The 25602-nt window shown below is 42.1% G+C and carries 27 protein-coding genes and 1 tRNA gene; 8 read left to right on the top strand and 20 right to left on the bottom strand.

Annotation, left to right across the window (positions count from 1 at the left end):
* Window positions 1-48: 48 nt before the first annotated feature.
* The 7 genes from ACPUEY_RS02905 to ACPUEY_RS02875 form a co-directional block, all read right to left on the bottom strand.
* Window positions 49-351: a hypothetical protein gene (locus ACPUEY_RS02905; protein ID WP_425121085.1), complete on the bottom strand. Its 303-nt coding sequence runs from the start codon at window positions 349-351 to the stop codon at window positions 49-51.
* A 119-nt stretch (window positions 352-470) separates the two neighbouring features.
* Entirely contained in the window at window positions 471-851 is a 381-nt protein-coding gene (locus tag ACPUEY_RS02900) for a hypothetical protein (RefSeq protein WP_425121084.1), read from the bottom strand.
* An 11-nt stretch (window positions 852-862) separates the two neighbouring features.
* The gene (locus tag ACPUEY_RS02895) at window positions 863-1444 is read right to left on the bottom strand and encodes a hypothetical protein (protein WP_425121083.1); all 582 of its coding nucleotides are present in this window, start codon (window positions 1442-1444) and stop codon (window positions 863-865) included.
* Window positions 1445-1461: 17 nt separating this feature from the next.
* Complete coding sequence (locus ACPUEY_RS02890) at window positions 1462-1722, bottom strand: hypothetical protein (RefSeq protein WP_004650270.1); 261 nt, start codon at window positions 1720-1722, stop codon at window positions 1462-1464.
* Between the two features lie 604 nt (window positions 1723-2326).
* Entirely contained in the window at window positions 2327-3298 is a 972-nt protein-coding gene (locus ACPUEY_RS02885; protein ID WP_425121082.1) for a hypothetical protein, read from the bottom strand.
* Window positions 3299-3340: 42 nt separating this feature from the next.
* Window positions 3341-4342 (bottom strand): hypothetical protein, encoded by a 1002-nt coding sequence (locus ACPUEY_RS02880; protein WP_425121081.1) that lies wholly within the window; start codon window positions 4340-4342, stop codon window positions 3341-3343.
* Between the two features lie 456 nt (window positions 4343-4798).
* Entirely contained in the window at window positions 4799-6601 is a 1803-nt protein-coding gene (locus ACPUEY_RS02875) for a MarR family transcriptional regulator (protein ID WP_425121080.1), read from the bottom strand.
* Window positions 6602-6778: 177 nt separating this feature from the next.
* On the opposite strand from ACPUEY_RS02875, the gene ACPUEY_RS02870 reads away from it, so the two are divergent.
* Window positions 6779-7747, top strand: a complete 969-nt coding sequence (locus ACPUEY_RS02870; protein ID WP_425121079.1) for a hypothetical protein — start codon at window positions 6779-6781, stop codon at window positions 7745-7747.
* 534 nt (window positions 7748-8281) lie between these two features.
* On the opposite strand, the gene ACPUEY_RS02865 is transcribed toward ACPUEY_RS02870, so the two are convergent.
* The 3 genes from ACPUEY_RS02865 to ACPUEY_RS02855 form a co-directional block, all read right to left on the bottom strand.
* Window positions 8282-8539: a hypothetical protein gene (locus tag ACPUEY_RS02865; protein WP_092820450.1), complete on the bottom strand. Its 258-nt coding sequence runs from the start codon at window positions 8537-8539 to the stop codon at window positions 8282-8284.
* Between the two features lie 120 nt (window positions 8540-8659).
* Window positions 8660-8851, bottom strand: a complete 192-nt coding sequence (locus tag ACPUEY_RS02860) for a hypothetical protein (protein WP_425121078.1) — start codon at window positions 8849-8851, stop codon at window positions 8660-8662.
* An 84-nt stretch (window positions 8852-8935) separates the two neighbouring features.
* Window positions 8936-9166, bottom strand: a complete 231-nt coding sequence (locus ACPUEY_RS02855) for a hypothetical protein (RefSeq protein WP_425121077.1) — start codon at window positions 9164-9166, stop codon at window positions 8936-8938.
* A 70-nt stretch (window positions 9167-9236) separates the two neighbouring features.
* On the opposite strand from ACPUEY_RS02855, the gene ACPUEY_RS02850 reads away from it, so the two are divergent.
* Both ACPUEY_RS02850 and ACPUEY_RS02845 read left to right on the top strand, forming a co-directional pair.
* Window positions 9237-9464, top strand: coding sequence for a hypothetical protein (locus ACPUEY_RS02850; protein ID WP_092820453.1), 228 nt, complete (start codon window positions 9237-9239; stop codon window positions 9462-9464).
* Between the two features lie 140 nt (window positions 9465-9604).
* A tRNA-Thr gene (locus ACPUEY_RS02845) sits at window positions 9605-9680 on the top strand.
* 80 nt (window positions 9681-9760) lie between these two features.
* On the opposite strand, the gene ACPUEY_RS02840 is transcribed toward ACPUEY_RS02845, so the two are convergent.
* The 3 genes from ACPUEY_RS02840 to ACPUEY_RS02830 form a co-directional block, all read right to left on the bottom strand.
* Complete coding sequence (locus ACPUEY_RS02840; RefSeq protein WP_425121076.1) at window positions 9761-10594, bottom strand: SAM-dependent methyltransferase; 834 nt, start codon at window positions 10592-10594, stop codon at window positions 9761-9763.
* 3 nt (window positions 10595-10597) lie between these two features.
* Window positions 10598-11896 (bottom strand): FAD-dependent oxidoreductase, encoded by a 1299-nt coding sequence (locus ACPUEY_RS02835; RefSeq protein ID WP_425121075.1) that lies wholly within the window; start codon window positions 11894-11896, stop codon window positions 10598-10600.
* Window positions 11897-12326: 430 nt separating this feature from the next.
* Window positions 12327-13214: a pirin family protein gene (locus ACPUEY_RS02830; RefSeq protein WP_425121074.1), complete on the bottom strand. Its 888-nt coding sequence runs from the start codon at window positions 13212-13214 to the stop codon at window positions 12327-12329.
* A 316-nt stretch (window positions 13215-13530) separates the two neighbouring features.
* On the opposite strand from ACPUEY_RS02830, the gene ycaC reads away from it, so the two are divergent.
* Together ycaC and ACPUEY_RS02820 are read left to right on the top strand one after the other, a co-directional pair.
* Entirely contained in the window at window positions 13531-14157 is a 627-nt protein-coding gene (gene ycaC, locus ACPUEY_RS02825) for an isochorismate family cysteine hydrolase YcaC (protein ID WP_425121072.1), read from the top strand.
* A 122-nt stretch (window positions 14158-14279) separates the two neighbouring features.
* Window positions 14280-15203 carry a LysR substrate-binding domain-containing protein gene (locus tag ACPUEY_RS02820; protein ID WP_425121071.1) on the top strand — a complete coding sequence of 308 codons (924 nt, stop codon included), beginning with the start codon at window positions 14280-14282 and terminating at the stop codon, window positions 15201-15203.
* A 73-nt stretch (window positions 15204-15276) separates the two neighbouring features.
* On the opposite strand, the gene ahpC is transcribed toward ACPUEY_RS02820, so the two are convergent.
* The gene (ahpC, locus tag ACPUEY_RS02815) at window positions 15277-15840 is read right to left on the bottom strand and encodes an alkyl hydroperoxide reductase subunit C (RefSeq protein ID WP_092820458.1); all 564 of its coding nucleotides are present in this window, start codon (window positions 15838-15840) and stop codon (window positions 15277-15279) included.
* Window positions 15841-15978: 138 nt separating this feature from the next.
* Window positions 15979-16629, bottom strand: a complete 651-nt coding sequence (locus tag ACPUEY_RS02810) for a TetR/AcrR family transcriptional regulator (protein ID WP_425121069.1) — start codon at window positions 16627-16629, stop codon at window positions 15979-15981.
* A 139-nt stretch (window positions 16630-16768) separates the two neighbouring features.
* Here ACPUEY_RS02810 and ACPUEY_RS02805 point away from each other — a divergent pair, with 139 nt between their 5' ends.
* Window positions 16769-17233 (top strand): hotdog fold domain-containing protein, encoded by a 465-nt coding sequence (locus tag ACPUEY_RS02805; RefSeq protein WP_425121067.1) that lies wholly within the window; start codon window positions 16769-16771, stop codon window positions 17231-17233.
* Window positions 17234-17323: 90 nt separating this feature from the next.
* Here ACPUEY_RS02805 and ssb read toward each other — a convergent pair whose 3' ends face one another.
* The 3 genes from ssb to ACPUEY_RS02790 all read right to left on the bottom strand — a co-directional run bounded on the left by ssb (window position 17324) and on the right by ACPUEY_RS02790 (window position 20560).
* Window positions 17324-17911: a single-stranded DNA-binding protein gene (ssb, locus tag ACPUEY_RS02800; protein ID WP_425121066.1), complete on the bottom strand. Its 588-nt coding sequence runs from the start codon at window positions 17909-17911 to the stop codon at window positions 17324-17326.
* A 51-nt stretch (window positions 17912-17962) separates the two neighbouring features.
* On the bottom strand, window positions 17963-19327 hold the full coding sequence (locus ACPUEY_RS02795; RefSeq protein WP_425121065.1) for an MFS transporter: 1365 nt from the start codon (window positions 19325-19327) through the stop codon (window positions 17963-17965).
* Between the two features lie 147 nt (window positions 19328-19474).
* On the bottom strand, window positions 19475-20560 hold the full coding sequence (locus ACPUEY_RS02790; RefSeq protein ID WP_131272707.1) for a DUF475 domain-containing protein: 1086 nt from the start codon (window positions 20558-20560) through the stop codon (window positions 19475-19477).
* Window positions 20561-20797: 237 nt separating this feature from the next.
* Here ACPUEY_RS02790 and tenA point away from each other — a divergent pair, with 237 nt between their 5' ends.
* The gene (tenA, locus tag ACPUEY_RS02785; protein ID WP_425121064.1) at window positions 20798-21469 is read left to right on the top strand and encodes a thiaminase II; all 672 of its coding nucleotides are present in this window, start codon (window positions 20798-20800) and stop codon (window positions 21467-21469) included.
* A gap of 267 nt (window positions 21470-21736) precedes the next feature.
* Here the strand turns inward: tenA and ACPUEY_RS02780 are convergent, their stop codons facing one another.
* Together ACPUEY_RS02780 and ACPUEY_RS02775 are read right to left on the bottom strand one after the other, a co-directional pair.
* Entirely contained in the window at window positions 21737-22078 is a 342-nt protein-coding gene (locus ACPUEY_RS02780) for a GlpM family protein (RefSeq protein ID WP_131272708.1), read from the bottom strand.
* A 64-nt stretch (window positions 22079-22142) separates the two neighbouring features.
* On the bottom strand, window positions 22143-22499 hold the full coding sequence (locus tag ACPUEY_RS02775) for a DUF1304 domain-containing protein (protein ID WP_409976748.1): 357 nt from the start codon (window positions 22497-22499) through the stop codon (window positions 22143-22145).
* Window positions 22500-22742: 243 nt separating this feature from the next.
* On the opposite strand from ACPUEY_RS02775, the gene uvrA reads away from it, so the two are divergent.
* Window positions 22743-25574 (top strand): excinuclease ABC subunit UvrA, encoded by a 2832-nt coding sequence (uvrA, locus tag ACPUEY_RS02770; RefSeq protein WP_425121063.1) that lies wholly within the window; start codon window positions 22743-22745, stop codon window positions 25572-25574.
* Window positions 25575-25602 lie beyond the last annotated feature (28 nt).

Genomic DNA, 25602 nt, shown 5'->3' with positions numbered 1-25602 from the left:
TTTTAAAGAATGAAGAATGCGTGCATGTAAATGTAGATAGAGAGGTAACTATTGCTTCACCCATGCAAACTGTTGTTGGCAATCCAAGCAGACATATTGCTCAGCATTGCTGTAGTACTTTTCAAAGTAGTACTGGCTAACGACCACCAGTACGCCGCCGATCACTACCCCGACGGCTGCACCGAAGAGCGGTGAAAAGCCTGACTTTCGTGCGATCTGCATGCCCAACATCGCCATCTGTGTCGGTGAAATACAGTGGTGTAATTGTTCGAAATAGTTGGCGTGGGCGTTGCCTGAATCGGTCTGTCTGACATGGCTAGACTGACAGTAGGGACATTGAATAAAGGACATTGATATTCCTTGTGAAATGAATTCAGTATGAGGAGCTAAATTGAGGGCATAAAAAAACCGTGCCCATTGAGGACACGGTTTGATTTAGTTTTTGCTTTGTCGTGGAGAGTCGAAGGCCGTTATTGGAAGCTATAGCTTGCAGTGCCCTTCTCCGTTTCAACATCAACACGCACTACGTTGTCATAGCCACAGCCTGTTAATTTCAGTCTTAAACGCAGACCCATTTTAAAATGCTGTGGATATTCCAACGATCTGCGATAACCTTCGTAACTGCATTCACCGTTGTTGATCAGCACATTGGTGACATCAATCGGATCTGCACTGTTAGAGCGGATCGTCAATACTGTAGCGGACTGATTTTGCGCATACCAGTTACTGGTATCTTTGACATCGAGTTCTACCGTAAATGTATTTGGATCAAGGCCAGAATTACAGCCACCCAGTAACATTCCTGACGTTGCAGTTACTGCGAGTAGGATGGGTTTAAAAAATTGCTTCATAAAATTCATCCCTAGCAGTAGTTATAGCTCACGCCATAATCGCCTGTGTTTAGATCAATACTGACCAGATGGATTTCACAGTCTGTGCCATTATCAAATTTATAAACGTAGTAACGATTACCCGCCTGCTCCGATTCAAGTGCTCCGTGTTCCTGCAAGCTGAAGTCTTTCACTGATTTGCCTGTATCTTTTGCGGCTTTAGCAAAGACATAGCGTTGATACTTGTCTAGGTTGTACTGCTCAAACTGAGGCAGTTCGTCATAAGGCAGCATCGACAGTAAGGTATCGACAGACTTTAAGTTTTTATCAAATTCAAAGCTGAGTAGCTCAGGTTCATGGTCTGATGGGCTCAGACTTTTGCTTCCCGTGGTCAGTTCTTTGACATCGATCCCGTCTACTTCTGCCGCTGCAATCTCAGTGGATGCTGCTTCTGAACTGGCGGATTCCAACGGCTGTGCAGAGCTAGCCTCAGAAGTGCTGGCTTGAACCGTTTTTTCAGTTCCTTGTTTAGGGCTGAAGAAATAGAAGCCTGCAATGCTGATCAAGGTCAGGGCTAAGATTGCCGCCAAGCCCAATACGGTTTTTTGGTTCATCTCAAATGCTCCCGTCTTTAGTTGGGTACAGTGACTTGACCATTCTGAGCATTAAAGTGAACAAAGCGCGGACAACCACCCTGAAAGTTCACCGTAAAATTACGCCAACCACGGTTGCCCGGATTGGTTTTATACATGCATTGATACACCCCACCACCCAAATTGCGGGCCTTAACAAAATAAGCTTCACTGGCTTGCGCAAACCAGCCTGCCTGCGCCAATGATGCACCTGCAAGTAGTGATGAAATAAGGGCAGTTTTTAGGAAGGTTTTAAACATAATCATTTTCTCTTTTTATAGGCATCACTCGTCTTGGTCTTAATCAGACGCAGTGCTCACCATGCATGAATGTTGGAATGAATATCTATGTTTTTTTGAAGTGTTATAGACGATAAAGCACACGGATCTATGACCCTCAAAACAGCATGAGAGATTCATCTTCATATCGGTAATATGTACTTGAAAAAGTTTTATTCTTAGAAAGTCATCGACACAGCTATGCATTAACTGCACAGCATCAGGTCTAATCACCCAATCGTACAAACATGAAAAAAGAGAAATGTAAAAGACGGTATTGATGTAAGCGCATGGCGTACTCCTTTGTTTTAAAAGAATCCTGCCAAATCACTGCTAATATGATGGTGGCAGAACGAAGGAGGGTTAGCAGACTGGTAACAAAGAAACCAGCACGCGCAAGCGCGTCCCCCCTCCGCCCTACCGCAAAGAAAGGGGGACGAACGGGTCCACAACATGCAAAATGAGATTTCACATATTGTCTTTGTTAATGGGTCTGCTAAAACCCGCTGACGATGTAGGTCAGCAGGCTAAGGATAATCTGCACGTTATATAGCGTCAAGCAAGTACAGGAATGTAATATGAATTTTTAACGTCTTACAGGTGCACCACGAAACCATCTAAATCCTTGAGGATAAACACAGATTCTATTGGCTAAACCTTCGCTACTGGTTTCTCGATCAGGCATCTCGTCTAGGGCACTTAAAGGATCTAAAGCTTGATCCTGAGCATTCCTCTGGATAATCAGTTGATACTCATCTTCATGTTGATACTGCTGAAAATCTAACAGTGGACAAAACGAAATCCCCCTATTTTGAGTTACCCTTTTCCACCAAATATCTATTTCTCGACTATACGCTGAAGGTTCAGCACACAATAAGGGATCGAGGGTCAAAAAGAATTTCACAACATAGCGTTGATCAACTCGAATAATCTGATAAAACGTAAATACGACTTGGGCGTTATACCAAGAGAGTTGTTTGAGCTGCTTTTGAAAGTGATATAGCAACTTACTCCACGCAGAGATATCAACCCATTGATTGTGCAATCCTTCTAGACTCAGTTCAAATTTCAAATCAACGGCATTGGGATATATTTCACTCACCGTACAATAAGATTCACGAATTTTGTCGATCTGCTTCGTGTAATACTGGTTATACTGCTGGAGTTGTTCTAAAAAGCTTGCACTTTTAAATAACTTATTCAGTCGCTTCAAAATTTTATCAATATGTGCAGATGCTTGATCATTATAATGAGAAGCTGTGGTAGCACCCTCCATTGTAAAATAGGGAGTGCCTGATTCCAGTAGCACACTGCTATAAGCACGATAAAAAGCATCCACCCAAAATGAAAACCCGTACTGCCCTCCATAAGCCACCATCAGAATACGCCAATCGTCCAAGTAGCTCATCAATGCTTGTTTTAACTCCTGATTTAAAGCACTTTGATAATCTTTGAATTCGACACCTTCTGGAACCCGCTCAAATTTGAGTCTTTTGTAATGCTCAATCATGTTCTGTTCTAAGCGTACAGCTGTAAACTCTAATGCTAAATTACTCATGTGTTGTCCTATGAATGAATTGATTTCATAGAACTGACACATTCATAATTTTTTAAACCAAACCTCCTCTTCCAGCTTTGCTAAAGCAGTCTGCGCATCCCATTCTTTAATTCTTCTATTTTCCTCAGTGTCAGGTATAGGGCGACCATGATGCTGATAATCCCCTTTATAAAAGGTTCTACGTCCTCGTGGTTTAACCAATAACGTCTGCCTGTATTTTTCAGGGTCACTAAGATATGCAACGGTTTTTAAAGCATTATTGCCTTTATCAGGCTCTGTACGACGAATCATCCCAATCCCCAAAGTACCTTGATCGTAATAATTCTTTTTGTTTTCTGTCGTGTTGTTATTCCATCCATACCCTTTTCCAAGAGTGATCTCCTGCCATTTTTCAATCACCCATTTAGCAATATTATAATCGTTGCGATATTTGGACTCATTAATAACGAATGCTAGATGCACATGAAAGCCTTTTGTTATTCCATGCTCTAGCGAAATCGCATAGGTCAAAAGTGCATCAAAATATCCATTCTTATCAGTGATCAAATCACGTAGTTTTCCGATATGCTGATAGAAATCATGTATAGTAATTTCTTTCAGACGATCTCTGGAATAGTATAAATCTACCCTGATCACCAATACTTCATGATAGGCTTTAATTGCACCTTCGAACTCCTCAAGTAATGCCACTCGATTCAATTCTTTCCGTCTTGTAAAGCTTTTGATCTCCTCACTTATCAGCCCTCTATGCGCATGCAGGATTCGTCTTAATGCCTTAATTTCGCCTATAGAAAGTCCTGATAGATATTCACCAAAGCTGTGGATGCCACGCTGGCTATTGAGATATTCAGTGACCGAAATAAACGCCCTAATCGATGCAGAGTACTCAACCCCTTCTTGCTCAAACACCTCAAATGCACAGCATAAGCGCTCCAAATTAAAAAGGAATGCTTCATTCGGCATATCAAAATTAAGACATACATCAACAAAGGTATGAATGGCATACATCACCCCTGCCTGATGATCTAAATCCAATGGGAACACGTTGAACTTCCTTAACTATGATTAACGTCATAGTTAAGCAATCGACTTATTTTTTTAAATGGAGTCCTTATCTAGAGTAAGGACCAGTCATCCACTATCCGCATATATCGAATAGTGCTCTCATCCTGCATGGACTATTGATCCATAGCATCATCCATATTGGGGTATCTATTCTGATTTGAATGACATGTCTAACTGTTCTTATTATCCGTATGAGTAATTGTATTGATATATCTAGTATTTATAGTTCTATACTCTATAGTCATTAATCTATTATAAGTATTAATCTCTATATTAATAATATATAAAACCGTCTTAGCGCAAAAGCAATAATGATAGCCCAGCCGATCAGCACGATTTCCAAACCTTCGGGTAAGCTAGGCCTTTTATATATTTTGGCGTTACGATAGTTAGGTCAGAAAAATGATTTTTCAATCATAAACCTAGCGCAAAAAACTATTCAAATAATGACAAACAGTGATGATGCAGCAGTCCGTAATCTTTAAGTTCTACCAGTGTTGGTGAAATTTCTGTTATTTGCTGTGTAGGAAAATCAAAGCGAGTTCCATCCTGAAGGGGTTCTTGAAACGCCAATTCACTTAAGAAATACCTGTTAGCTTTTGCATGCTGATCAGGGACAAAGCAACAGCTGTATGTATTTTGTATAAATGACCGAGGTAGAATCTTAAAAGGCATCACTGTTTCAGTTGCATTTACCAACGCCCTTTCCAAACTACTTTTAGTAGCACCGAGCTTTTGGTCAATATCAGAATGTTTCCGCATACATTGCTGAAAAAAATAAATTTGGTTATATGCAATCAGATCCATAAGGGCCATTAAAAACTGATGAATTCTGGACTGCTCAGCCTTTAACCTGAAGGTGATCATTGATTCAATTTTATCAGTCTCATTTTTTTGAGTAAGATCTTCTTTGATTGTTTTGATTTGAGTAGCTTGCAATGAATACGTATAGAGAAAGTCTGTGCACCCTAAACGTTCAAAGCTTTCATCATCGATTACTGCTGGATTAGCATCTCTCAGCATTTTAAAAAGCGATATATTCTGGCTATATATCTGACAGCACCACTGCTCAAGCAAGCTTTGAAAAAGACCTAACCGGTTATTCATCCCGCTGAGTTTAGTATGCTGGATAGATTCTAAATGATCCAAAACCGCCTCATCCTTCAAAATATTTTCATGCGGCTTTAAATAAAACGTTGCTGATAATGGGTTTTCTGAATGTAGCCGCTTTAGTTCGAAATAATGATCATACAACTTCATTATTTCCTGCTGTTGTAGCACAACATAATTTGCATAACCTACAGCTTCACGAGACAGAGGAATAAACGGTTTCATCCAGCACAAAGGATCATGTAGCAAATAATTGTTTTTGCAATTCAATACTTTCAAGCCAGCATCTGAATCTTCACTTTTAGTGTTTGACAACAAGTCACTCTTTGGATTCAGCATAGTAAAAATAGAGGCAACTTTCTGAACTTCAAAAACATGTGGCTGAGGGTACTTCAAAATATAAAATTTGCCGTAAATTGCAGCATCCCCCCAAAATTCATGCGAAATGTTTAAAGCGTAAATTGGAGACTCTGTTTGAATAAAACTATTTCGAATTGCGCCATCTGCCTGACTTCGAATAAATCCCATTTTTTTTAGTTGTTGTATCGCCCGATAAATAGATTGCTTGTTTAAACCCGTGGCTCGCTCAATTTCACCAATTCCACACCCTATAACAATCCCAAATAAATCTGTCCCATAAAGCAACCGCAGCAAAACCAAATAGCTTCGATAATCAAGACCATAATTCAACTCTAAATTTGGGAGTAAATTACTAATGCTTATGCCATCACTTTTTATAAACAAAATCTTAATAAGCTGAAGTAAAGAAATCTGCCTATTCTGTCTTTTATGGATTTGTTCTAGCCAGTCAGGAGACTCTATTATCGCTTCAATATAAGCAAGCCTGAGTTGTAAGTGACGGACACGAGCCCGCTTTCCACTCTCAGGAAAGCTAATCATTAATATCTCTCGTTGCTCCAATTCATCCAACACACCCCCTAATTTTTTAACCTGTATGCCGATTACTTTTGACAATTCAGCTAGCGGTAATGAGGTACTTTCAATTCCAAAATTTCTTACAAACTTCAGTAGTGCCCAAAATGCATAAGGTGAAAGCTGACCATCTACTTTTTGATAAAAAGCCAGAAATAGGGTTAAAAGATATTGCTCTGAAATTTTCTCCGACACAGATGCTATTCCTAAAACTTTAACTGTATTCTCATGATAACTACTATACATTAATTAAGATAAGCACAAAATGATAATTAAAAATATGATAATCAACACTTAATATTTAGTTAACATTTACTTAATGTTTATTTATTGATATATAAATATTTAAACAACTTTTATTTAAATTGAAAAATGACACGACCATATTTAACTTTAGAACAATGGTTATCCACTGATACAGAACGCAAAAAAAAATTCTTAGATCAAGAAACCAAACTAAGACCAAACCAGATACGAAAGATCACAACCTCTGGTAGTAAAGATCGTTATCTTTCTATAAATCATTCGCAAACTAAATCAAATGACAATCAAAACCCCTCCTCTTTACCTAACCAATCAAATTCAGCTTCCATAGATCAACTATTCCCAAATACTGCAAAATTTGAGACTGAACACTTTTCACTTGAAACTAGCCCTGAGCATTTTGAAATCTTAAAAAAGAGATTCCGTTTATTTAAGTATAACTACACAAACAAGGAAGCTAATCGCATCTCCAAACAAATCACATTGGATCAAAAGACGTTAAAAGAGCTAGAGAGAATTACAGACAAGTACAAATTAAAAAGCCTACAAAACTGTTTAGACTTTTTAATTGATAAACATAATTTCAAATTAATTGAAAAAGACAAAGTAATATCAAAACTCAAAAAAGAACAGAATTCAAATCATGATTCTAATTTAAGGCAAGAACTAAAATTAAAGGATGAAAAAATTATAGAACTTGAAAAAGAGCTCGTGCGCCAAAAAAATACTATCCAAGAAAACATGAGCAAATCTGCAAAAGAGTTTGAGCAGTATCTAGTTGATCTAGCTGTAAGCAGAACTATTGAATTGGAAAAAATTAAAGCTTCTTTGGGTGAGATTTCCAAAGAAGATCAACAGACGATAAATGAAACTCTTGCATCCGAAGCACTTAGCCAAATTGAAACCCAATTGAGAAACGAATGTGCAGAACAAAAACAATTTTTAACAATGAAAAATCAACCAAATACCAATATTGCTTTAGGGTTTGATCAGCATAGTCAATATGGTAATACCGTACATAATGACAATGAGGTTGAAGGCATTTCTAATAATGAGCGATCTAATGTTAAAAATTGAATAGAATGAATAAACTTATTAGATCTGTGTAAAAATCCAACAAACAGATTCAGACTAGTAGGCAAGTACCTTATTTTGTATAATTATTTTTAAACTCATCCACCTAACTATACAAGCTTTACTACCTTGATTAATCTGGGGGTATAATTGGGGGTAAAAACAAAAATACACCATGTGAATATATTTTTATTTCAATGGTTTAAATTAAAAATGTGACTCCCTCTCTCCCGCCAGATTCGAAAGACCTGCAATCCAAAGCAGTGACGAAAGGCTTAAACTGTAATGGTTTAAGCCTTTTTTATCGTATCCTATTCAGCAAAAATACCCAGCGATTCTAAAACCGTAAAAATACACTGGGAAAAATCGTCAAGATTGAGATCTTTATATTATCTACTGCGGCTTAATAAGCTCAGACCAGGCTAGCGGATGTAATATTGAGCAGCCAACTTCGCCTCTATATAATTGATATTAAAAAAATGATTCAAACCGAAAAAACTGAGTAATGAACGGTTTATCTCCACTAATTTTGAAACATTATTTATCTTCAAAATATTTCTGACATCCCTGAAAAAATTCCTCATTGAAATTCATGGCGGGATCGTCTTTGTCATCATCGCATTGATCTACAGATTTAAGATGGTCTTGTGCATAGCGATAGCCGTAATACTGTTCGCTCCCTTCTTGAAAACCGCCAAATTCCTCTTTTTTCCTGGATTGAACATACACCAAGGCAGCCAGAGCTATAAGGATAAGTACCACTCCAGCAATGATCATTTTGGCCTGTTTTGTCATCTTATGTATTTCCCTTTAGCCGATTGATAAATAATACCCTTCAAACCCTCTAGCCAGAAAAAATCCGTTTATCTTCAACGATGAAGTGATAAGAACCGGAACCCTCATGCAAAAAATGCGTTACTTCTGTTGTCTGATTGGATTTTCAGGCTGTTCATTCGGCTTTTTTTGCGGATTGAATGTTTCGATATGCTGGTCCGGTTGGTCCGGCTGAGGGTTGGGTGGATTAGGGTGTTTCTGCTGATCAGGATGTTGAATTAAAGGAACAGGCTGTTTTTGCTGGTCTGGTTGTTGGTTATCTTGTTCAGTCATGTTTATCTATCCTGTGCATTGCTATTGATCACTTGCGCTACATCAGCATTAATCTACACCTTAAAGTTCATTCTCTAACGCCAGCTATGTTTCAATTTCCATCATTGTAAATGTAATGTCTCTAGATAATTGATCTGCAATAGCTTCGATGTAACCCGCTTCACATTGATTACCAAAAGCCATCAAAGCCTGGGATTTCATTAACATGCCACATAAATGGCACAATTTCTGCACGCTATTATTTCGAGTCCACAAACTAAACAAACCTATTGAAATATGATCATATAAATGCAATATTTCCATGATAACAATCATATAACAGAGCCTTAAGTCGACCTATACAAGCACATTGAACACATAGAAAAACTGCTATTCGGGAGTAGATATGAATACCAGCAATAATTATGTCAAACAAATCAAGAATGCTAAACGTGGTGGTTATACTCCAACAATTGCCAAGGATATTAATAAACATAAAATTCAAAAAGCCCTCCGACTGATCGAACAATGGCGCAAGCTTGCCGACGAACTTAAACCACAAATGCAAATCGATATGGCTTTAACCCTGGAAGAATGTGCTCAAGACCTGGACCAGATTTTAAGGAGCAAATAACCGGTTCAATCGCAACAGGACATGAATGTGAATAGCGGATCTAGAGGGTGATGGAGAATAGCCGGCTCCATTCACCCGATCCAACCGTTCATTTTTTGGCTTGCGTTTTCAAAAAAAATCGCTATTATTCTCTGCACGTTGCCGGCATAGCTCAGTTGGTAGAGCAACTGACTTGTAATCAGTAGGTCCACAGTTCGAATCCGTGTGCCGGCACCATTTTATACTCAGCCTCGCTTTTTAGTGAGGCTTTGTTGTTTTTGCACTTAGCTTTTAAAAACTAAAATATTGCTCCATGCTCAGGCATTCTTTTTCGCACTGATCTGTACATAATTGACCAACCCATCCTGATACAGCTGCTGACAGAGCTTTGCGGTCATGCGAATCTTAAAAGCATCCATAGCTGTGCCCTGCTGCGGCAATTGCTGCACATGTTGCACATAGCTTGCAAATCCCTGCAAAACGGCTTTGGATAAATTTCGAATTTCAATGTCGCTAAAATCATGTTGCTGCAAGGTCTGCTCCAAGAGCGGTGCGGTCATTAAATGCTCCTGATTCACATCAGCAGCCTTGAGCAGCCACCTGTATTTTTGCTGTTGCAGTCCATTTAAATTCGACCATTGCTCGGACAGCATTAAATAATGAAAGCCCAGTCGGCCTTGTGAATTTAAAACACTGCCGACTGAATCGAGAAATGAATTCAGATTGGAATGATAGGCAGCATCAATACACAGCACCACATCAAAGCGCTGTTTGAAAGGAATCTGTTTTAAATTTAAAAAGGATTGCGGGTAAATGGCCGCAATGTGCGGAAAATGTTTTTGAATTTGAATGACACAACTGGCTTGTAATTCTACCGCTTCAATATGCTGAACCCGATAGTGCTGTTGCCAGTACAGCAGGCTTGCTCCCTGGCCACAGCCTAAATCCAATAAACAGTTATTTGAATTTAAAGCTACTGCTTGCGCCAGTTGATCTGCCAATTGGCGGCAAGCTTCTGGATAGGAAGATCTTGCATCCTCCCAATAGCCCAGATTGCTCCAGGCGAGGACAGCATCATCTCCTAACTGTTTGGCATTGATTGCGTATTTATGTTGAGGAAGTTTCTGCCGAATCGCTTGAAGCCATTTCATGTCTTAGTAGCCGAGTTGTGGGGCAACCTCAACTTTAGGTTTTAATCCAACAAACGGCAATGGGGCATTAAGAATTTCCGCAATATTCATGGCTGAAGTCACTGCCGATTCCAAAAGCGGCAAACCATCACAAGACCAGGAACCACAATAGTACACTTTACGGTTTAGATCTTTATGACGGACTTGCAGCTCTTTATTTAAAGCTACGGTTTGTGAATCCACCACAGCACGGGTTAAAGTCACTGACGAGATGATTTTTTTCGGGTCAATCTCCGTTACCGGCTGCCAGGTCTGGAACACTGGATTTTTACCGACCAGACTCGGCTCGACCGAATTCAGCCATACGGTAAACTGCTGACGGGTAAATTTACGATCCATCATATAACTGAGTACCGCCCAATCTTTACGTTTGGGTGGCATTACGGTTTGGTCAGTGTGGATCACCAATTGGCCCTGTTCAAATTTGAATTTCTTTAACAGCGCAATATCATCTGCAAATTGTTCATTATTTAAAAACGTTTCAATTTTATTGGTCGGCGTGGCCACAATGACACGATCAAAAATGCGTTGCTCACCCAACGCATTTTCAACCACAACCCCCTGTTCTTGTTCTTTGACTTGGGTAATGGCAGAACTGTCATGAATTTCAATGCCTTCAATCAGCTTGTTTACCAGTGCCGGTGTGCCACCCTGAATACGCAGTAAAGCCTCGCCATCCGTCAATTGACGCAAGAATGTCAATAAAGGTTTTGCCGGCCATTCGCCAATGGTTTTCGGGTTACAGGTACAAATGGTATACAGTACAGGCATCACTGCACCATGCCAGAACACTTCTTCAATATCATTATTATTAATAAATTCAGCCAGAGTAATCTCCTGATTCTTTGATTTGAAGAATCGGGTGATGGCCGCTTTCAGTTGCAGCATGCCTTTAACCATGCGCCAGCCATATTGCTGAATGCCTTTCCGGTTATTAATAATCGGAAAATTGCCAATACGGCTGCGTGATGTGGTCAACCAGGTTTCAGTGCGGTCTTCAAACAACCAGCTGCATGCCATATAGGTACGAACAGGAAAAGTGGGTATACCCAAATAGGTTGCCAAACTCAGGGTATTTTTCCACAAATGCGGATTCATGACGCGTAAGGGTGCATCAATCAGGCCACCTTCGAATTTAATGCTATGGCTATCCATACCACGACCAGGTAACGCTTCAAAAATAGTAATGCTATGACCTGCATCTTTAAGAATTCTTGCGGTAGCTAGCCCAGCCATGCCACTGCCAATAACTGCAATATCCAAAATTATTATCCGTCAGTTACACATAAGATTCTTGAAATTATGAACCAAGCGAGATTAAAAGGTGGTATTAAAATATTCCAGAATGTATGTTTTTAACAAAACTCATCATAAAGCGTCTAAAGTAAACAATTACCTTTATTTATATACAAAAAACCTTTTAAAAAACCCAATAAATTGTTTTATTTTCCAAATATAAATAATAAAAAAACCTTTAAAAAAATAAATATATATTAACCGTTTTTATAACAAACGTTTTACAAAATCCTCTAATATTATTATGATACGTAACGCAAAAACTTGATAACTCCATCACGTTTTCCTCAGCTCCAACTATACAAATATGCTGACAACAAAAAAATTCTGTTCGCAAAAAAGCCCCTCAATTTTTAGGGGGCTCTTTCTTTTTCACTCAGCTCCGATGAATACCGACTTAACCTGCAACCGGTATTTCACCGAATTTACCACTATTAAAATCATTAAATGCTTGAATTATTTCATCTTTGCTATTCATCACAAAAGGTCCGTAGCCTTGAATTGGCTCATTTAGCGGTTGACCGGTCAGCAGCAAGAATTTGCTGTCTTGCAGTGTTTCAAGTCGAATATCGGCTTCGCCATCTTGAGCAAACATCACAATCGAGCTGTCTTGTACATGCTGCGTTCCGTTCAGCTGCATTTCGCCAGACAACACCACAAGCAGCACATTGTGATCGACAGGAACATGCAGATGCTGAACCTGCCCGGCTTTTAATTCGCCATCCCAGACATTGACCGGAGTATGGGTGGAAGCAGGACCCTGATGTTCTGCATGACCGTCCATATAGCGGCCGGCGATCACCCGGATATGCCCTGCACCGTGTTCAAATTCAATGACCGGGATGTCCTTTGCTGCAATCGCCTGATATTTCGGTGCGGTCATTTTGTCTGCTGCAGGCAGATTAACCCACAACTGTACCATTTCAAACAGGCCGCCTTTTTGGGCAAACTCAGCCGAATGAAATTCTTCATGCACCAGACCTGCTCCTGCCGTCATCCATTGCACATCACCGCTTTGAATGGTCCCACCACCACCCGCCGAGTCCTTATGCGTCACTTCACCCTGATAGGCAAGGGTCACGGTTTCAAAACCGCGATGCGGATGGGAACCGACCCCATGCTGCTGCGTCGTTGGGCTAAAATGGTAGGGTGCTGCATAGTCCAAAAGTAAAAATGGACTGATCGCCTGCCCTAAGCGGTCATAGGAAAACAGGTTTTTCACCGGAAAGCCGTCACCCACCCAATGCATGTTCTGGTTACGGTAAACGCCAATAATTTTTTTCATCTTTTAAACTCCTATATTCTCGATAGGATGAACATGGACTTATATTAGTGCTTTCATTGTTTTGAATATAGAGTGACATTAATACACACTGTCCTACAAACAAGACAAAATGACTTTATCGAATAATCATCAAGTTTAAATATTTAGAAAAAAGCCTCATATTTATAAATTATCCTATTTTTATGATTAACCTTCTCGGAATCAGCGCTTCCATTGTCCTATTTTCACACTTAGCATAAAAAAATATCACGACATCGCCACACTTCTGTTTTCGGTTGATGTCAGGATGTTTTTCATCACAACAAGGAATAGCAAAATGAGCAAGCCTTACATTCGTTTAGATAAAGAGAATGCAGCGGTTCTTCTGGTGGATCATCAAACCGGTCTGTTATCGCTGGTACGCGACATCGATCCAGACAAATTTAAAAATAACGTATTGGCCCTGGCTGCAGCAGCCAAATATTTCAATCTTCCAACGATTTTAACCACCAGTTTTGAACAGGGCCCTAATGGTCCATTGGTACCCGAACTGAAAGAAATGTTTCCGGATGCGCCTTATATTGCCCGTCCCGGTCAAATTAATGCCTGGGACAATGAAGACTTCGTCAAAGCGGTAAAAGCCACAGGTAAAAAACAGCTGATTATTGCCGGTGTGGTGACTGAAGTCTGTGTCGCCTTCCCGGCACTTTCAGCGCTTGAAGAAGATTTTGAAGTGTTCGTGATTACCGATGCTTCCGGCACCTTTAACCCTTTAACCCGTGATTCTGCCTGGAATCGCATGTCTACTGCCGGCGCGCAACTGATGACCTGGTTTGGAGCTGCCTGTGAATTGCACCGTGACTGGCGTAATGACATTGAAGGTTTGGGTACCCTGTTCTCCAATCACATCCCGGATTATCGCAACCTGATCAACAGCTATAACCAGCACAGCGCTCAAAAATAACCCTCGTCTTTTTAAGATAAGCGGTCTTCGGATCGCTTATTTTGTCTTATTCAATATCCGTTATCTGGCTGATTTTCAGCTAGAATAACGGTTATTCCCTGGTCCTGTTCTGAGCATGATGTATGCATTCATTTGATGATTATTATTATTTTTTCCTGGTGGTTAAACACGGGGGATTTAGTGCAGCAAGTGAAGCCAGCAATATCACCAAATCAAAACTCAGCCGACGCATTTTAGATCTGGAACACCAGTTTAATGTCAGCCTGATTCAGCGCTCCACCCGTCATTTTAAAGTGACGCCTTTGGGACAGGAATTTTATGAAGAATGTTGCAAGGTCATTGCGCAGGTCGAATGTGCCAATCATGTCTTGCTGAAACAAAAAAGCGAACCACAAGGCCTGATCAAAATCAGCTGCCCTGCACTGATGATGCATTTCCAGGTACGAACTTTACTCAACCAGTTTTTAAAAGATTATCCCAAAGTCCAGATTGAACTGGAGCTGACCAGCCGCCGTGTCGACCTGCTGCATGATGATATCGACCTGGCTATTCGCACCAATTTTCAGGCCAATGAAGATTCCAGCCTGATTATTCGTGACGTGATTAAAACCACGCATTGCCTGGTGGCCAGTCCGGAACTGCTACAGGGACGGCAAATCCGGCATTTCACTGAATTGCATGAATTTCCAAGCATTGTTCTCGGTACGCAAAAATCACAATATTACTGGCATTTACACAATCGCGAGCATGATGAAGTGATTGACATTCCGCTGCAACCGCGGATCAAAAGCAATGATCTGGCAGGGGTTTATTACGCGGTACGTGACGGTTTGGGCATTGCCGACTTGCCCTATTTGGCGGTTGAACAGGACATCCAGCAAGGCAGGCTGATTCATATTTTACCGGAATGGTGCTCAAATTTAGGTACAGTGCAACTGGTCTATGCTTCGCGTAAAGGGCAACGTCTGGTGATGGAAAAACTGATTGATTACTTGATCAAAGGTCTAAAAGATTTAGCCAGGGATCACCTCGGCTATACGCCTTAATTTTCAAACAATAGACATAAAAAAATCCAGAACCGAAGTCCTGGATTTTTTAGAAGATTATTTTAACTTGAGATTAGATTTTACCGATCAGGTCGATTGAAGGTGCAAGGGTAGCATCACCTTCTTTCCATTTAGCCGGACACACTTCACCTGGGTGAGCATGGACATATTGTGCAGCTTTCACTTTACGCAGGAGTTCTTGCGCATCACGGCCAATACCGCCAGCATTGATTTCGATAATCTGGATTTTGCCTTCCGGGTCAATCACGAAAGTGCCACGGTCAGCCAAACCTTCAGCTTCGATGAGCACTTCGAAGTTTTTTGCCAAGGTCCAGGTTGGGTCACCCACCATGCTGTACTGGATTTTCTTGATTTCCTCAGAAGAATCGTGCCAGGCTTTATGAGTGAAATGGGTATCTGTCGATACTGAATAGATTTCTACGCCCATTTTCTGGAATTCAGCATAATTATCAGCTAAATCGCCAAGTTCTGTTGGACAAACGAAAGTGAAATCTGCAGGATAGAAAAATACCACGGACCATTTTCCGATCATGTCCTGTTCAGACACCTGGATGAATTCACCGTTTTTATATGCTGTTGCGTTGAATGGCTTTACTTCAGTATTGATTAAACTCATGAGATATCCTCTAGCTCGTTTCTGGGATTGCTTATCTGGTGAAGCTAGAATACGAAAGTTTCTTAAATAGGTAAAACCGTACTTTTTTATAAAAATAATCGAATTTTTAGATTTAAAAATTCTATCTTATGCTTTGTTCTAATCGCTGTAGCCAATTTTAGCGTAAGAAGGAAACTGCATAATCGAATGCCAAGCTGCATCAATCAAAGCCTGCTTATAGAGAATGGGAGAAGTGCTGACTTTGCGTGATAACCAGGCACGGCAATAACTTTCGGTTGCACCCAGCATTAAAGAGAACAGCAATTCACGCGGAATTTTTGCAAGCTGTGCAAGGTCCTCATCTGTCTGCTTTTTTAGCCAGTCAAATACCGCCTGATTGCGTTGCTGGTTTTGTGCAGCAATTTCTGCGTGCTGCTCTGCCCCTAAACTCATGCGTGCCATAAACAGGAAGCGGGCAAAGTCGGGGTTCTGCACCACCCAATCGATATATTGGCCAATAATAACAGCCATCCCCTGCTGCACGCCTTGGGCTTGCTGTAATGTAGCTGTGCGCTGCTGCATCTGATCTTGTAAGGCTGCACTAAAAAGTGCTCCGACTAGGCCTTCCTTGTTTTTAAAATGATGATAAATCGCACCCACACTACTGTCTGCACGCTCACGAATCATTTCAATGCTGGTCGCTTCAATGCTGAATTCTGAAAAGCAGTCTAAAGCATGTTGCAACAAAATACGTTTCAGTTCGGCACGTCGTCCAGGGTAAATACGGTGGAGTAAATCGGCTTGCTGCATATCCATATGCTTCGATAGATGATGAGAACAGGCAAAATCATAGACCATTTATTACCGAAAAGCAGTCATTTATGCCAAATAACAGAATATTATTCTGTATTAGAATGATTTTCTTAAAATGATAAGAAGGAATTCTCTGATGAGCCAAGCATTAAAAATATGGAATACATTGGCCAATAAGCCTGCCGGGAAATGGACATTTTCTAAAATGCTGTGCTTAAAAGCGCCTTATTTCAGCAGCATTTCACCACTATTTGAAAGACTTGAACCCGAATACTGCGAAATCAAGATGAAAAAGCACCGCGCTGTGCTGAATCATCTGGGCACGGTACATGCCATTGCCATGTGCAATATGGCAGAGCTTGCCGGTGGAACCATGACCGATGTCACTGTACCTGCTACGCATCGCTGGATTCCCAAAGGCATGCAGGTGGAATATCTGAAAAAAGCCAATACCGATTTGGTTGCAGTTGCCACCCCGCTGCAAGTCAATTTTCCCTGGAACGCAGGCAGTGATTATCCAGTTCAGGTTGAAGTCAAAGATACCAATCAGGATGTGGTGTTCCGTGCCATCATCACCATGTGGGTTTCTGCCAAAAAATAAGCGTTCATCCTAAACTACTGATCAATCGCCCATTAAAAAACCCTCCACAATGGAAGGGTTTTAAAGATGACTTGCCATTTTAATTAAAAGTTAGAACGGTAAATCATCATCTAGATCTGCCGGCGCAGCTGCTGCCGGTGCAGGCTGCTGTTTTGGTGCAAAACCGCCTGGGTTGTTGTTGCCATAACCACTACCCTGATTGTTCTGGTTGTTATAACCGCCCTGATTGCCATAACCGCCCTGGTTGTTATTATTGTTGTTATAACCGCCGCCTTGATTATTATTGAAACGTGGCTGGTTATAACCGGCGTTATCGCCACCTGCAGCTTGTTCACCTTGCTGACGGTTGCTATCTAACATTTGCATCTGTTCACCACGAATTTCTGTGGTGTAGCGTTCCTGACCGCTTTGGTCTGTCCACTGACGCGTACGCAATGAACCTTCAATATAAACTTTTGAACCCTTACGTAGATATTGCTGTGCAATTTCACCCAAGCGGTTATGCAACACAATACGATGCCATTCAGTTTGTTCTTTACGCTCACCCGTATTTTTATCAGTCCACGAATCGCTGGTTGCAATTGAAAACTGAGTCAGAGAACCACCATTTGGAAAAGTTTTGGTTTCAGGATCTTTACCTAAAGTTCCAACTAAAATAACTTTATTAACACCACGCATCAGACGTACACTTCCTATTTATTTCTATATTTTACTTTATAAGAGTTATGCTTAAATGGCTACCTCTTTACCCAACAACTGCGTTAAATCTTGTCGCGCAGCTTCATCTATCAGCTGTTTATCAATTTTAACATAAGCAAATTGCTGGTCGGACATCACCACAACCTCTTCAATACCACGAATCGCCAAAAGTTGAGAAGTCCACTCATCCGTTTGTTTTGTCTCGGGCAAGGCCAATACCAGTGAGGAAAGATAGCGCGGCTGGGCCAAGCTAAAGCTGATCAATAACCAGAGCACCGCGATCGCCGCCAGGATGCCCCAACCCATCGAGGTATTATTTAGTAACAAGAGTTGACCGCCAATCATGCCCCCAAAAAATGCCCCTAAAAACTGGCTACTGGAATTGATGCCCATAGCCGTGGCTTTAGACTGAATCGGTGCAGATTTGGATAACCATGAAGGCAACAAGGCCTCCATGACGTTAAAGGCAATAAAGAATAATCCCAAACCTGCCAATAAAACATATTTGGATTCATAACCAAAAATCAGCACCAGCAGACCCAGTACAATTCCAGCAATTGCGGTCAGGAAAATACCACGCATTTTGCGATATTTTTCCGCCAGAATAATGCTCGGAAAGGCAAAAAACAGGCTAATAATGAGCAGTGGCAGATACACCAGACCATGACTGGATAAGGGAATGCTGGCAAACTGAATCAGTTGCGATGGCATATATACAAACATCGCGGTCAACAACAGATGCAAGGCAAAAATTGAAACATGCAGACGGTTTAAATCGCCCATTTTCAACACCTGCTTTAGCTGTGCTACATAGCCTTGCTGGTAATTTTTATGATGACGGGTCACTTTAGGGACAAATAACAGCATCGATATGGCAGCCAAACCCATAATGGTCGTCACCCAGAACAGTCCCGAAATACCGACCAGACTGGTCAGCCAAGGTCCCAGACTGAAGGCCACCATAAAGGATACGCCAATGCTCATGCCCATCACAGCCATGGCCTTGCTGCGCTGTTCTTCACGGGTGACATCGGCCAAAAGTGCCATCACCACCGCTGAAACTGCACCCCCACCAGCAATGGCACGGCCAATGATGACGCCATAAATGGTCTCGGACATTGCCGCAACCGCACCACCAAGAGCAAATAGCAACAAGCCCAGAATGATCAAAGGTTTACGGCTAAAGCGGTCGGCTAGCAAGCTAAAAGGAATCTGTAAAATGGCCTGGGTTAAACCATAGACCCCGACGGCTAATCCAATCAGTGCAGGGGTTGCCCCTTGATATGACTGTCCTGCTATAGAAAATACAGGAATAATCATGAACAGGCCCAACATACGCAGTGCAAAAATACTGCTTAAGGCAAAGGTTGAACGGCGTTCTAAAGCATTCATCATATCAATTGGCTTAGGTCTATAAGTTTTATTTCAATGGATTATCCTACAACATTCATCTTACAAATGCTGATTTTTCAGGAATGAACCACCACAAAAAAGGGCGCATTTTCATGCGCCCCTATTGTACTCGGTTTTCTTAAAAAACCATTAACGGATTCGTTCTTGACGTTTGCTATATTGAATGGATGCAATGACTGCCCAGACAATAAACGCTACCCCAATTAAACCGGTAACCACTTCCGGCACATGCACACCAGTACCGCTGGCCAGCATAATGAAGGCTAAGGCGCCAATGGCATAATGCGCACCGTGTTCAAGATAGATATAGGCATCCAGAGTACCTTTTTCCACCAGATAAATGGTCATCGAACGCACGAACATGGCACCAATCGCCAGACCGAGCATAATAATCACCACATCCGAAGTAATGGCAAAAGCACCAATCACCCCATCAAAACTGAACGACGCATCCAGCACTTCCAGGTAAATAAAACCGCCCAAGCCGGCTTTAATCACGCCTGTAGAGGCTCCACTGGCATCATGCGCCACAGCATTGCCATCTTCATCAATTTCAGGTTCACCGCCTAACAAGTGGCTCAGTACCTGAACCCCAACATAGACCACAATGCCCCAGATCCCCGCCATGGTGACCACCAGACGCACCGCCTCATCCACATTGGCTGCCATGATCAGCAAGCCAATCAGGGCAAGGAATACAGACATTGCCGGTACGTTAGCCAGATTGGACAAACGTGCTTCCAGCCATTTGAACCAGTGGGTATCTTTTTCACTATCCAGGAAGAAGTTCAGGAACACCAGCAACAGGAATGAGCCACCAAAGGCTGCAATTTCCGCATGATGGGCCATCAGCTTTTCAGAATAATTAATCGGATCATTCAGGGCCATCTTGACCACTTCCATCATGCCCATGTCGGCAGTCACGGCAACAATCACGATTGGGAACACCAGACGCATACCAAATACAGCAATAATGATACCGACGGTTAAGAAAATCATTTTCCAGAAATGATCCCAGCCTCTGAGCACAGAGGCGTTTACCACCGCATTATCGAAAGAAAGCGACACTTCCATCACCGCCAGAATGGCAGTAATGGTCAATGCCGTGAACATGGTCTTTAAACCTGCTTCCGGGCCATGCGTAAAGCCCCAGTATGCAGATATAGCCAGACACACGATCGTAAAAATGATTGAGAAACCAAAATGTTTCATCATGATAGATCGACCTATAGACAAATATTTATATCGGGTGAATTCAGTAAAACTTAAAAAGAGCGCTTAAGATTTTATGCGCACAATTATGACGGCTTTTTGATATTTATCCAAAGTTCTTCGTATGAATTTTTTTGAGTACAAATCCACTATTTTTTCTGCTGCATATCTTGGGTTGAAAACTCTTGTTATAGTCCCTCTTTCTGTAAATTCTTCTTTTAATATCGACAGGATGATGACATGAGCTTTTCTCAAGAGGTATGGCAACGCAACTTGGCTTTATATGAAAAAACTTTAGCCCTGCCATTTAATCAGGAACTAGCACAAGGCACATTAAATAAAGATGTATTTAGCCATTATGTAATTCAGGATGCGCATTATTTACTGACCTATGGCCGTGCACTGGCGGTATGTGCTGCAAAAGCATTTACAGCAGAGGATGTCATGCAGTTTTCAGATGCCGCCAGGATTGCCATTGTGGTAGAACGCAGCCTGCATGCTGACTTTATGCAGGAATTTGACATTAGCCAAGAAGAATTTAGAACCACGCCGCTGACTCTGGCTTGTCATCATTACACTTCATTTTTAACCGCCACGGCCTGGTCAGAAAGTTATCCGGTGGTACTGGCTTCATTACTGCCGTGTTTCTGGATTTATGCTGAAGTGGGTAACACCATTGTTGCCCATTCAGTTCCGAATAATCCTTATCAGGCCTGGATTGACACCTATTCAGGTGAAGAATTTAATCAGGCGGTTCGTAACGTGATTGCGACTATTGATAGCGTAGCTGCGCGCTGTGATGCCGATACTTTAGAGAAAATGCATCATGCCTATACCACGGCGGCTAAACTGGAATGGCTGTTCTGGGATAGTGCCTATGATCAACGCCAATGGTTGGGCTTGGATAATTAATCAAGAATGCCTGTTTCTTTTTGGCGGAGTCTTATCACTCTAAATTAATTTTCAATATCAACCTTCGGTTCGACCTACTTTTCTTTGGGGAAAAGTAGGCAAAACCATTGCTATCTGCAAAACTCGGCAACATTCGGTTTTTATCCAATTCATTATAAAAACATTACTTATTAAATCTTGTGGTGTATACACCTCATGCCTCGAACAGTTGCGAATGACTCTACCACGATAGCAAATATTTTTAATACTTTAGTTTTTACTAAATCATTACTGCTGAAACATCTGCCAGCCATAAATCAATCCTGCCGCAGCCACAACCCAGCAAAGCGTTGCCACGCCCAAACAAGACCACATCGACATTTTGCTTGCCAACACATAAACCATCAACAAATAGATGGCATAGGGAATTAAAGACCATAAACCAAACAATGCCGTTTTCTGCAAAGCTGCTGCACCTTGCTGCTGTGACACAATTACATGGGCAATTAAGGCAAAAGTCGGAAATAACGGCACCAGACCGGCAATATAAAACGCCTTACTTTTGGAAAGGAGGGAAATCAGCAGCACAACCGTTGCCCCTAAAATACATTTCAAAAATAAAGCCAGCATCCCGCCTCATCCGAACTGATCAATTGATTGAATCGTATAGTTTACGCCGCGAAATATCGTTTACTTAAACTAAATTCAGCACAATCAAGGCCAGCAGTGCAGGCAATGCCTGAATATAAATAATCTTTTTGCTTGCGGTAATCCCCCCATAAATGCCTGCAACCAACACACAGCCCAAGAAGAAATTCGCCAGTGCAGCCGTATAGCTTGCAGGGGCAAATAATGACCAAATCAGACCTGCAGCTAAGAAACCATTATAAAGTCCCTGATTTTGCGCCAGCACTTTGGTCAGTTTTGCCTTTTCCACAGTATTGCCAAAGGCTTTCATACCTAAAGGCTTATCCCACAAGAACATTTCTAAAATTAAAATATAGAGATGTAACAGCGCGATCAGGGCAATCAGAACTTTTGTAATAATCATGAGATTTCCGTTTTTTATTTTTCAGACGATATTTTGCATTTTAACGGTGAATCGGTCGAAATACAGAATTTCAATATCTAAATGTATGACTTATAGGTACAGCGAAATGCCATTTCTACGTATTTGATTTAAATCCTTGAGCAGCCCGACACAGACTGACGTTTTATTTTTATTAAATAAAGCTTGAACATTTTTCATGCGCTATCATATATAGGTTTTTGATGAATTTTCTAGGATCATTGCATGAGCCAAAGTCATATCCGTATTCGAGGTGCACGTACCCATAACTTAAAAAATGTGTCACTCGATATTCCACGCGACAAGTTTGTGGTGATTACGGGGCTTTCGGGTTCAGGTAAATCATCCCTCGCCTTTGATACCTTATATGCCGAAGGTCAGCGCCGTTATGTGGAATCCCTGTCTGCCTATGCACGCCAGTTCCTGTCGCAAATGGAAAAACCGGAAGTTGACTCGATTGAAGGTTTAAGTCCCGCGATTGCCATCGAGCAGAAATCGACCAGCCATAACCCGCGTTCAACTGTGGGAACAATCACGGAAATTTACGACTATTTGCGTCTTTTATATGCCCGTGTAGGAACACCATATTGTCCTGAACATGACTTGCCGATGGTGGCGCAGACCGTATCGGAAATGGTCGATGCGGTTAAAAGTCTGGAAGAAGGCACAGCCTTGATGCTGCTTGCACCCGTAGTACGTGAACGCAAAGGTGAATACAGCAATCTGTTTGAACAGCTGCAAAGTCAGGGCTTTGTCCGTGCCCGTGTGGATGGTGAGATTGTTGAAATTGACACCCCACCCGAACTGGACAAAAAGAAAAAGCACACCATTGAAGTGGTGGTTGACCGCTTTAAAGTCCGTGATGACTTGGGTAACCGGATTGCCGAATCCTTCGAAACTGCGCTGCGTTTAGGCGGCGATATTGCCATTCTGGCCTGGATGAAAGGCGAACAACCAGAACGGGTTTTCTCTGCCAAGCACTCCTGCCCGGAATGCGACCGTGCGGTTGCCGAACTGGAACCACGCCTGTTTTCATTCAACAATCCCTTTGGCGCCTGCCCGGTCTGTGATGGTCTGGGAACCCGCAGCCATTTCAGTGCAGAAAAGCTGATTCCCAATACTGAAGTTTCGATTAGCCAGGGTGCAATTCGCGGTTGGGACAGACAGCGTCCTTATTACTACAGCATGATTGAAAAAGTCGCAGAGCATTTTGGCTTTTCCCTGGATACGCCGTGGAACGAGCTGGATGCCGAGACCAAAAAGAAATTCCTGTACGGGACCGGCAAGGAAAAAATCGATTTAAGCTATATTGATGAGCGCGGGCGCAAACACAATCGTGTCATGCCTTTTGAAGGCATCTTGCCGCATCTGGAACGTCGTTACCGTGAAACGGAATCGAACTATGTGCGTGATGATTTAGCCCAGTACCTTTCCAATGCCGCTTGTGATGCCTGTGGCGGTTCACGTCTGAATGAAATTTCCCGCAATGTCCGGGTCAAAGACAAAACCATTGCCGAGATCACCAAGATGTCGATTGGCGATGCCGAAAGCTATTATCAGGATTTAAATCTTGAAGGGGCCAAAGGTGAAATTGCCGACAAGATTTTCAAGGAAATCCGTGAACGTCTGCACTTCCTGGTGTCTGTTGGCTTAAATTATCTCAGCCTGTCCCGTTCTGCCGAAACCCTGTCTGGCGGTGAAGCACAGCGTATCCGTCTGGCATCACAAATTGGTGCCGGCCTGATGGGGGTGATGTACGTACTGGATGAACCATCTATCGGTTTGCATCAACGTGATAATGACCGCCTGCTGGAAACCCTGGTTCGCCTGCGTGATCTTGGCAATACCGTGCTGGTGGTCGAGCATGATGAAGATGCGATTCGTGCCGCCGACCATATTATTGATATTGGTCCGGGTGCAGGCGTACATGGTGGTCATATCATTGCCGAAGGAACCTATGAAGAACTGGCAGCCCATGAAGACTCGCTGACCGGAAAATATCTTTCAGGCAAGTTGAAAATTGAAGTTCCGAAAGTTCGAACTCAGCCGCCAAAACCGGAAGAGCAAATCAAGCTGATGGGCGCTGCCGGCCATAACTTGAAAAATGTCGACCTGACTATTCCCTTAGGCGTGATGACCTGCGTGACTGGAGTTTCAGGTTCGGGCAAATCGACCTTGATTAACCGTACCCTGTTACCGCTGGCCGCAACACAATTGAACGGTGCAACGACTTTAACGGCTGAAAAGTTTGACTCGATTGATGGTCTGCAATTTCTGGATAAAGTCGTGGATATTGACCAGAGTCCGATTGGACGTACCCCACGTTCTAACCCGGCGACTTATACTGGCTTGTTCACCCCGATTCGTGAGTTATTTGCACAAACGCCAGAAGCCAAGGCGCGTGGTTATGCCGCAGGTCGTTTCTCGTTTAACGTGAAAGGCGGTCGCTGTGAAGCCTGTGAGGGGGACGGCATGATTAAAGTCGCCATGCACTTCCTGCCGGATATGTATGTGCCTTGCGATGCCTGTCATGGCAAACGCTATAATCGTGAAACTTTGGAAGTCGGCTATAAGGGTAAAAACATTTCCGACGTACTGGAAATGACGGTTGAAGATGCCATGCATTTCTTTGATGCCATTCCGGTCATTCACCGCCGTCTAGAAACCTTGAATCAGGTGGGTCTGGGCTATATCCGACTGGGTCAGTCTGCAACCACGCTTTCCGGTGGTGAAGCACAGCGGGTCAAACTGGCACGAGAACTGGCCAAACGCGATACCGGTAAAACGCTGTATGTACTTGATGAACCGACTACCGGTCTGCATTTCCACGATATTGCCAAGCTGCTCGACATTCTGCATGAGCTACGCAATAAGGGAAATACCATTGTAGTGATTGAGCATAATCTGGATGTGATTAAAACCGCCGACTGGGTGATTGACCTGGGTCCTGAAGGCGGTGCCGGTGGCGGTATGATTATTGCCGAAGGTACGCCTGAACAGGTGGTGAAATCTAAAGTTTCACATACAGCGAAGTTCTTGAAGCCACTGCTTAAATAATCTTCACATTTAGTTAAGTGCATGATAA

The sequence above is a fragment of the Acinetobacter sp. G11 genome (assembly GCF_049808495.1).
Lineage (GTDB): Bacteria > Pseudomonadota > Gammaproteobacteria > Pseudomonadales > Moraxellaceae > Acinetobacter > Acinetobacter kookii.
The sequence above is the reverse complement of the archived record's forward strand: the minus strand, read 5'-3'. Positions and strand labels throughout refer to the sequence as shown.

Excerpts from the sequence above, each read along its gene's own strand:
- ACPUEY_RS02885 (WP_425121082.1), bottom strand. The coding sequence starts at position 3,298 with ATGAGTAATTTAGCATTAGAGTTTACAGCTGTACGCTTAGAACAGAAC.
- ahpC (WP_092820458.1), bottom strand. The coding sequence starts at position 15,840 with ATGAGTTTAATCAATACTGAAGTAAAGCCATTCAACGCAACAGCATAT.
- ACPUEY_RS02820 (WP_425121071.1), top strand. The coding sequence starts at position 14,280 with ATGCATTCATTTGATGATTATTATTATTTTTTCCTGGTGGTTAAACAC.
- ACPUEY_RS02780 (WP_131272708.1), bottom strand. The coding sequence starts at position 22,078 with ATGCTGGCTTTATTTTTGAAATGTATTTTAGGGGCAACGGTTGTGCTG.
- ACPUEY_RS02790 (WP_131272707.1), bottom strand. The coding sequence starts at position 20,560 with ATGATGAAACATTTTGGTTTCTCAATCATTTTTACGATCGTGTGTCTG.
- tenA (WP_425121064.1), top strand. The coding sequence starts at position 20,798 with ATGAGCTTTTCTCAAGAGGTATGGCAACGCAACTTGGCTTTATATGAA.
- ACPUEY_RS02895 (WP_425121083.1), bottom strand. The coding sequence starts at position 1,444 with ATGAACCAAAAAACCGTATTGGGCTTGGCGGCAATCTTAGCCCTGACC.
- ACPUEY_RS02865 (WP_092820450.1), bottom strand. The coding sequence starts at position 8,539 with ATGACAAAACAGGCCAAAATGATCATTGCTGGAGTGGTACTTATCCTT.
- ycaC (WP_425121072.1), top strand. The coding sequence starts at position 13,531 with ATGAGCAAGCCTTACATTCGTTTAGATAAAGAGAATGCAGCGGTTCTT.
- ACPUEY_RS02855 (WP_425121077.1), bottom strand. The coding sequence starts at position 9,166 with ATGATTGTTATCATGGAAATATTGCATTTATATGATCATATTTCAATA.
- uvrA (WP_425121063.1), top strand. The coding sequence starts at position 22,743 with ATGAGCCAAAGTCATATCCGTATTCGAGGTGCACGTACCCATAACTTA.
- ACPUEY_RS02775 (WP_409976748.1), bottom strand. The coding sequence starts at position 22,499 with ATGATTATTACAAAAGTTCTGATTGCCCTGATCGCGCTGTTACATCTC.
- ACPUEY_RS02860 (WP_425121078.1), bottom strand. The coding sequence starts at position 8,851 with ATGACTGAACAAGATAACCAACAACCAGACCAGCAAAAACAGCCTGTT.
- ACPUEY_RS02830 (WP_425121074.1), bottom strand. The coding sequence starts at position 13,214 with ATGAAAAAAATTATTGGCGTTTACCGTAACCAGAACATGCATTGGGTG.
- ACPUEY_RS02890 (WP_004650270.1), bottom strand. The coding sequence starts at position 1,722 with ATGTTTAAAACCTTCCTAAAAACTGCCCTTATTTCATCACTACTTGCA.
- ACPUEY_RS02870 (WP_425121079.1), top strand. The coding sequence starts at position 6,779 with ATGACACGACCATATTTAACTTTAGAACAATGGTTATCCACTGATACA.
- ACPUEY_RS02805 (WP_425121067.1), top strand. The coding sequence starts at position 16,769 with ATGAGCCAAGCATTAAAAATATGGAATACATTGGCCAATAAGCCTGCC.
- ACPUEY_RS02900 (WP_425121084.1), bottom strand. The coding sequence starts at position 851 with ATGAAGCAATTTTTTAAACCCATCCTACTCGCAGTAACTGCAACGTCA.
- ssb (WP_425121066.1), bottom strand. The coding sequence starts at position 17,911 with ATGCGTGGTGTTAATAAAGTTATTTTAGTTGGAACTTTAGGTAAAGAT.
- ACPUEY_RS02795 (WP_425121065.1), bottom strand. The coding sequence starts at position 19,327 with ATGATGAATGCTTTAGAACGCCGTTCAACCTTTGCCTTAAGCAGTATT.
- ACPUEY_RS02810 (WP_425121069.1), bottom strand. The coding sequence starts at position 16,629 with ATGCAGCAAGCCGATTTACTCCACCGTATTTACCCTGGACGACGTGCC.
- ACPUEY_RS02840 (WP_425121076.1), bottom strand. The coding sequence starts at position 10,594 with ATGAAATGGCTTCAAGCGATTCGGCAGAAACTTCCTCAACATAAATAC.
- ACPUEY_RS02905 (WP_425121085.1), bottom strand. The coding sequence starts at position 351 with ATGTCCTTTATTCAATGTCCCTACTGTCAGTCTAGCCATGTCAGACAG.
- ACPUEY_RS02850 (WP_092820453.1), top strand. The coding sequence starts at position 9,237 with ATGAATACCAGCAATAATTATGTCAAACAAATCAAGAATGCTAAACGT.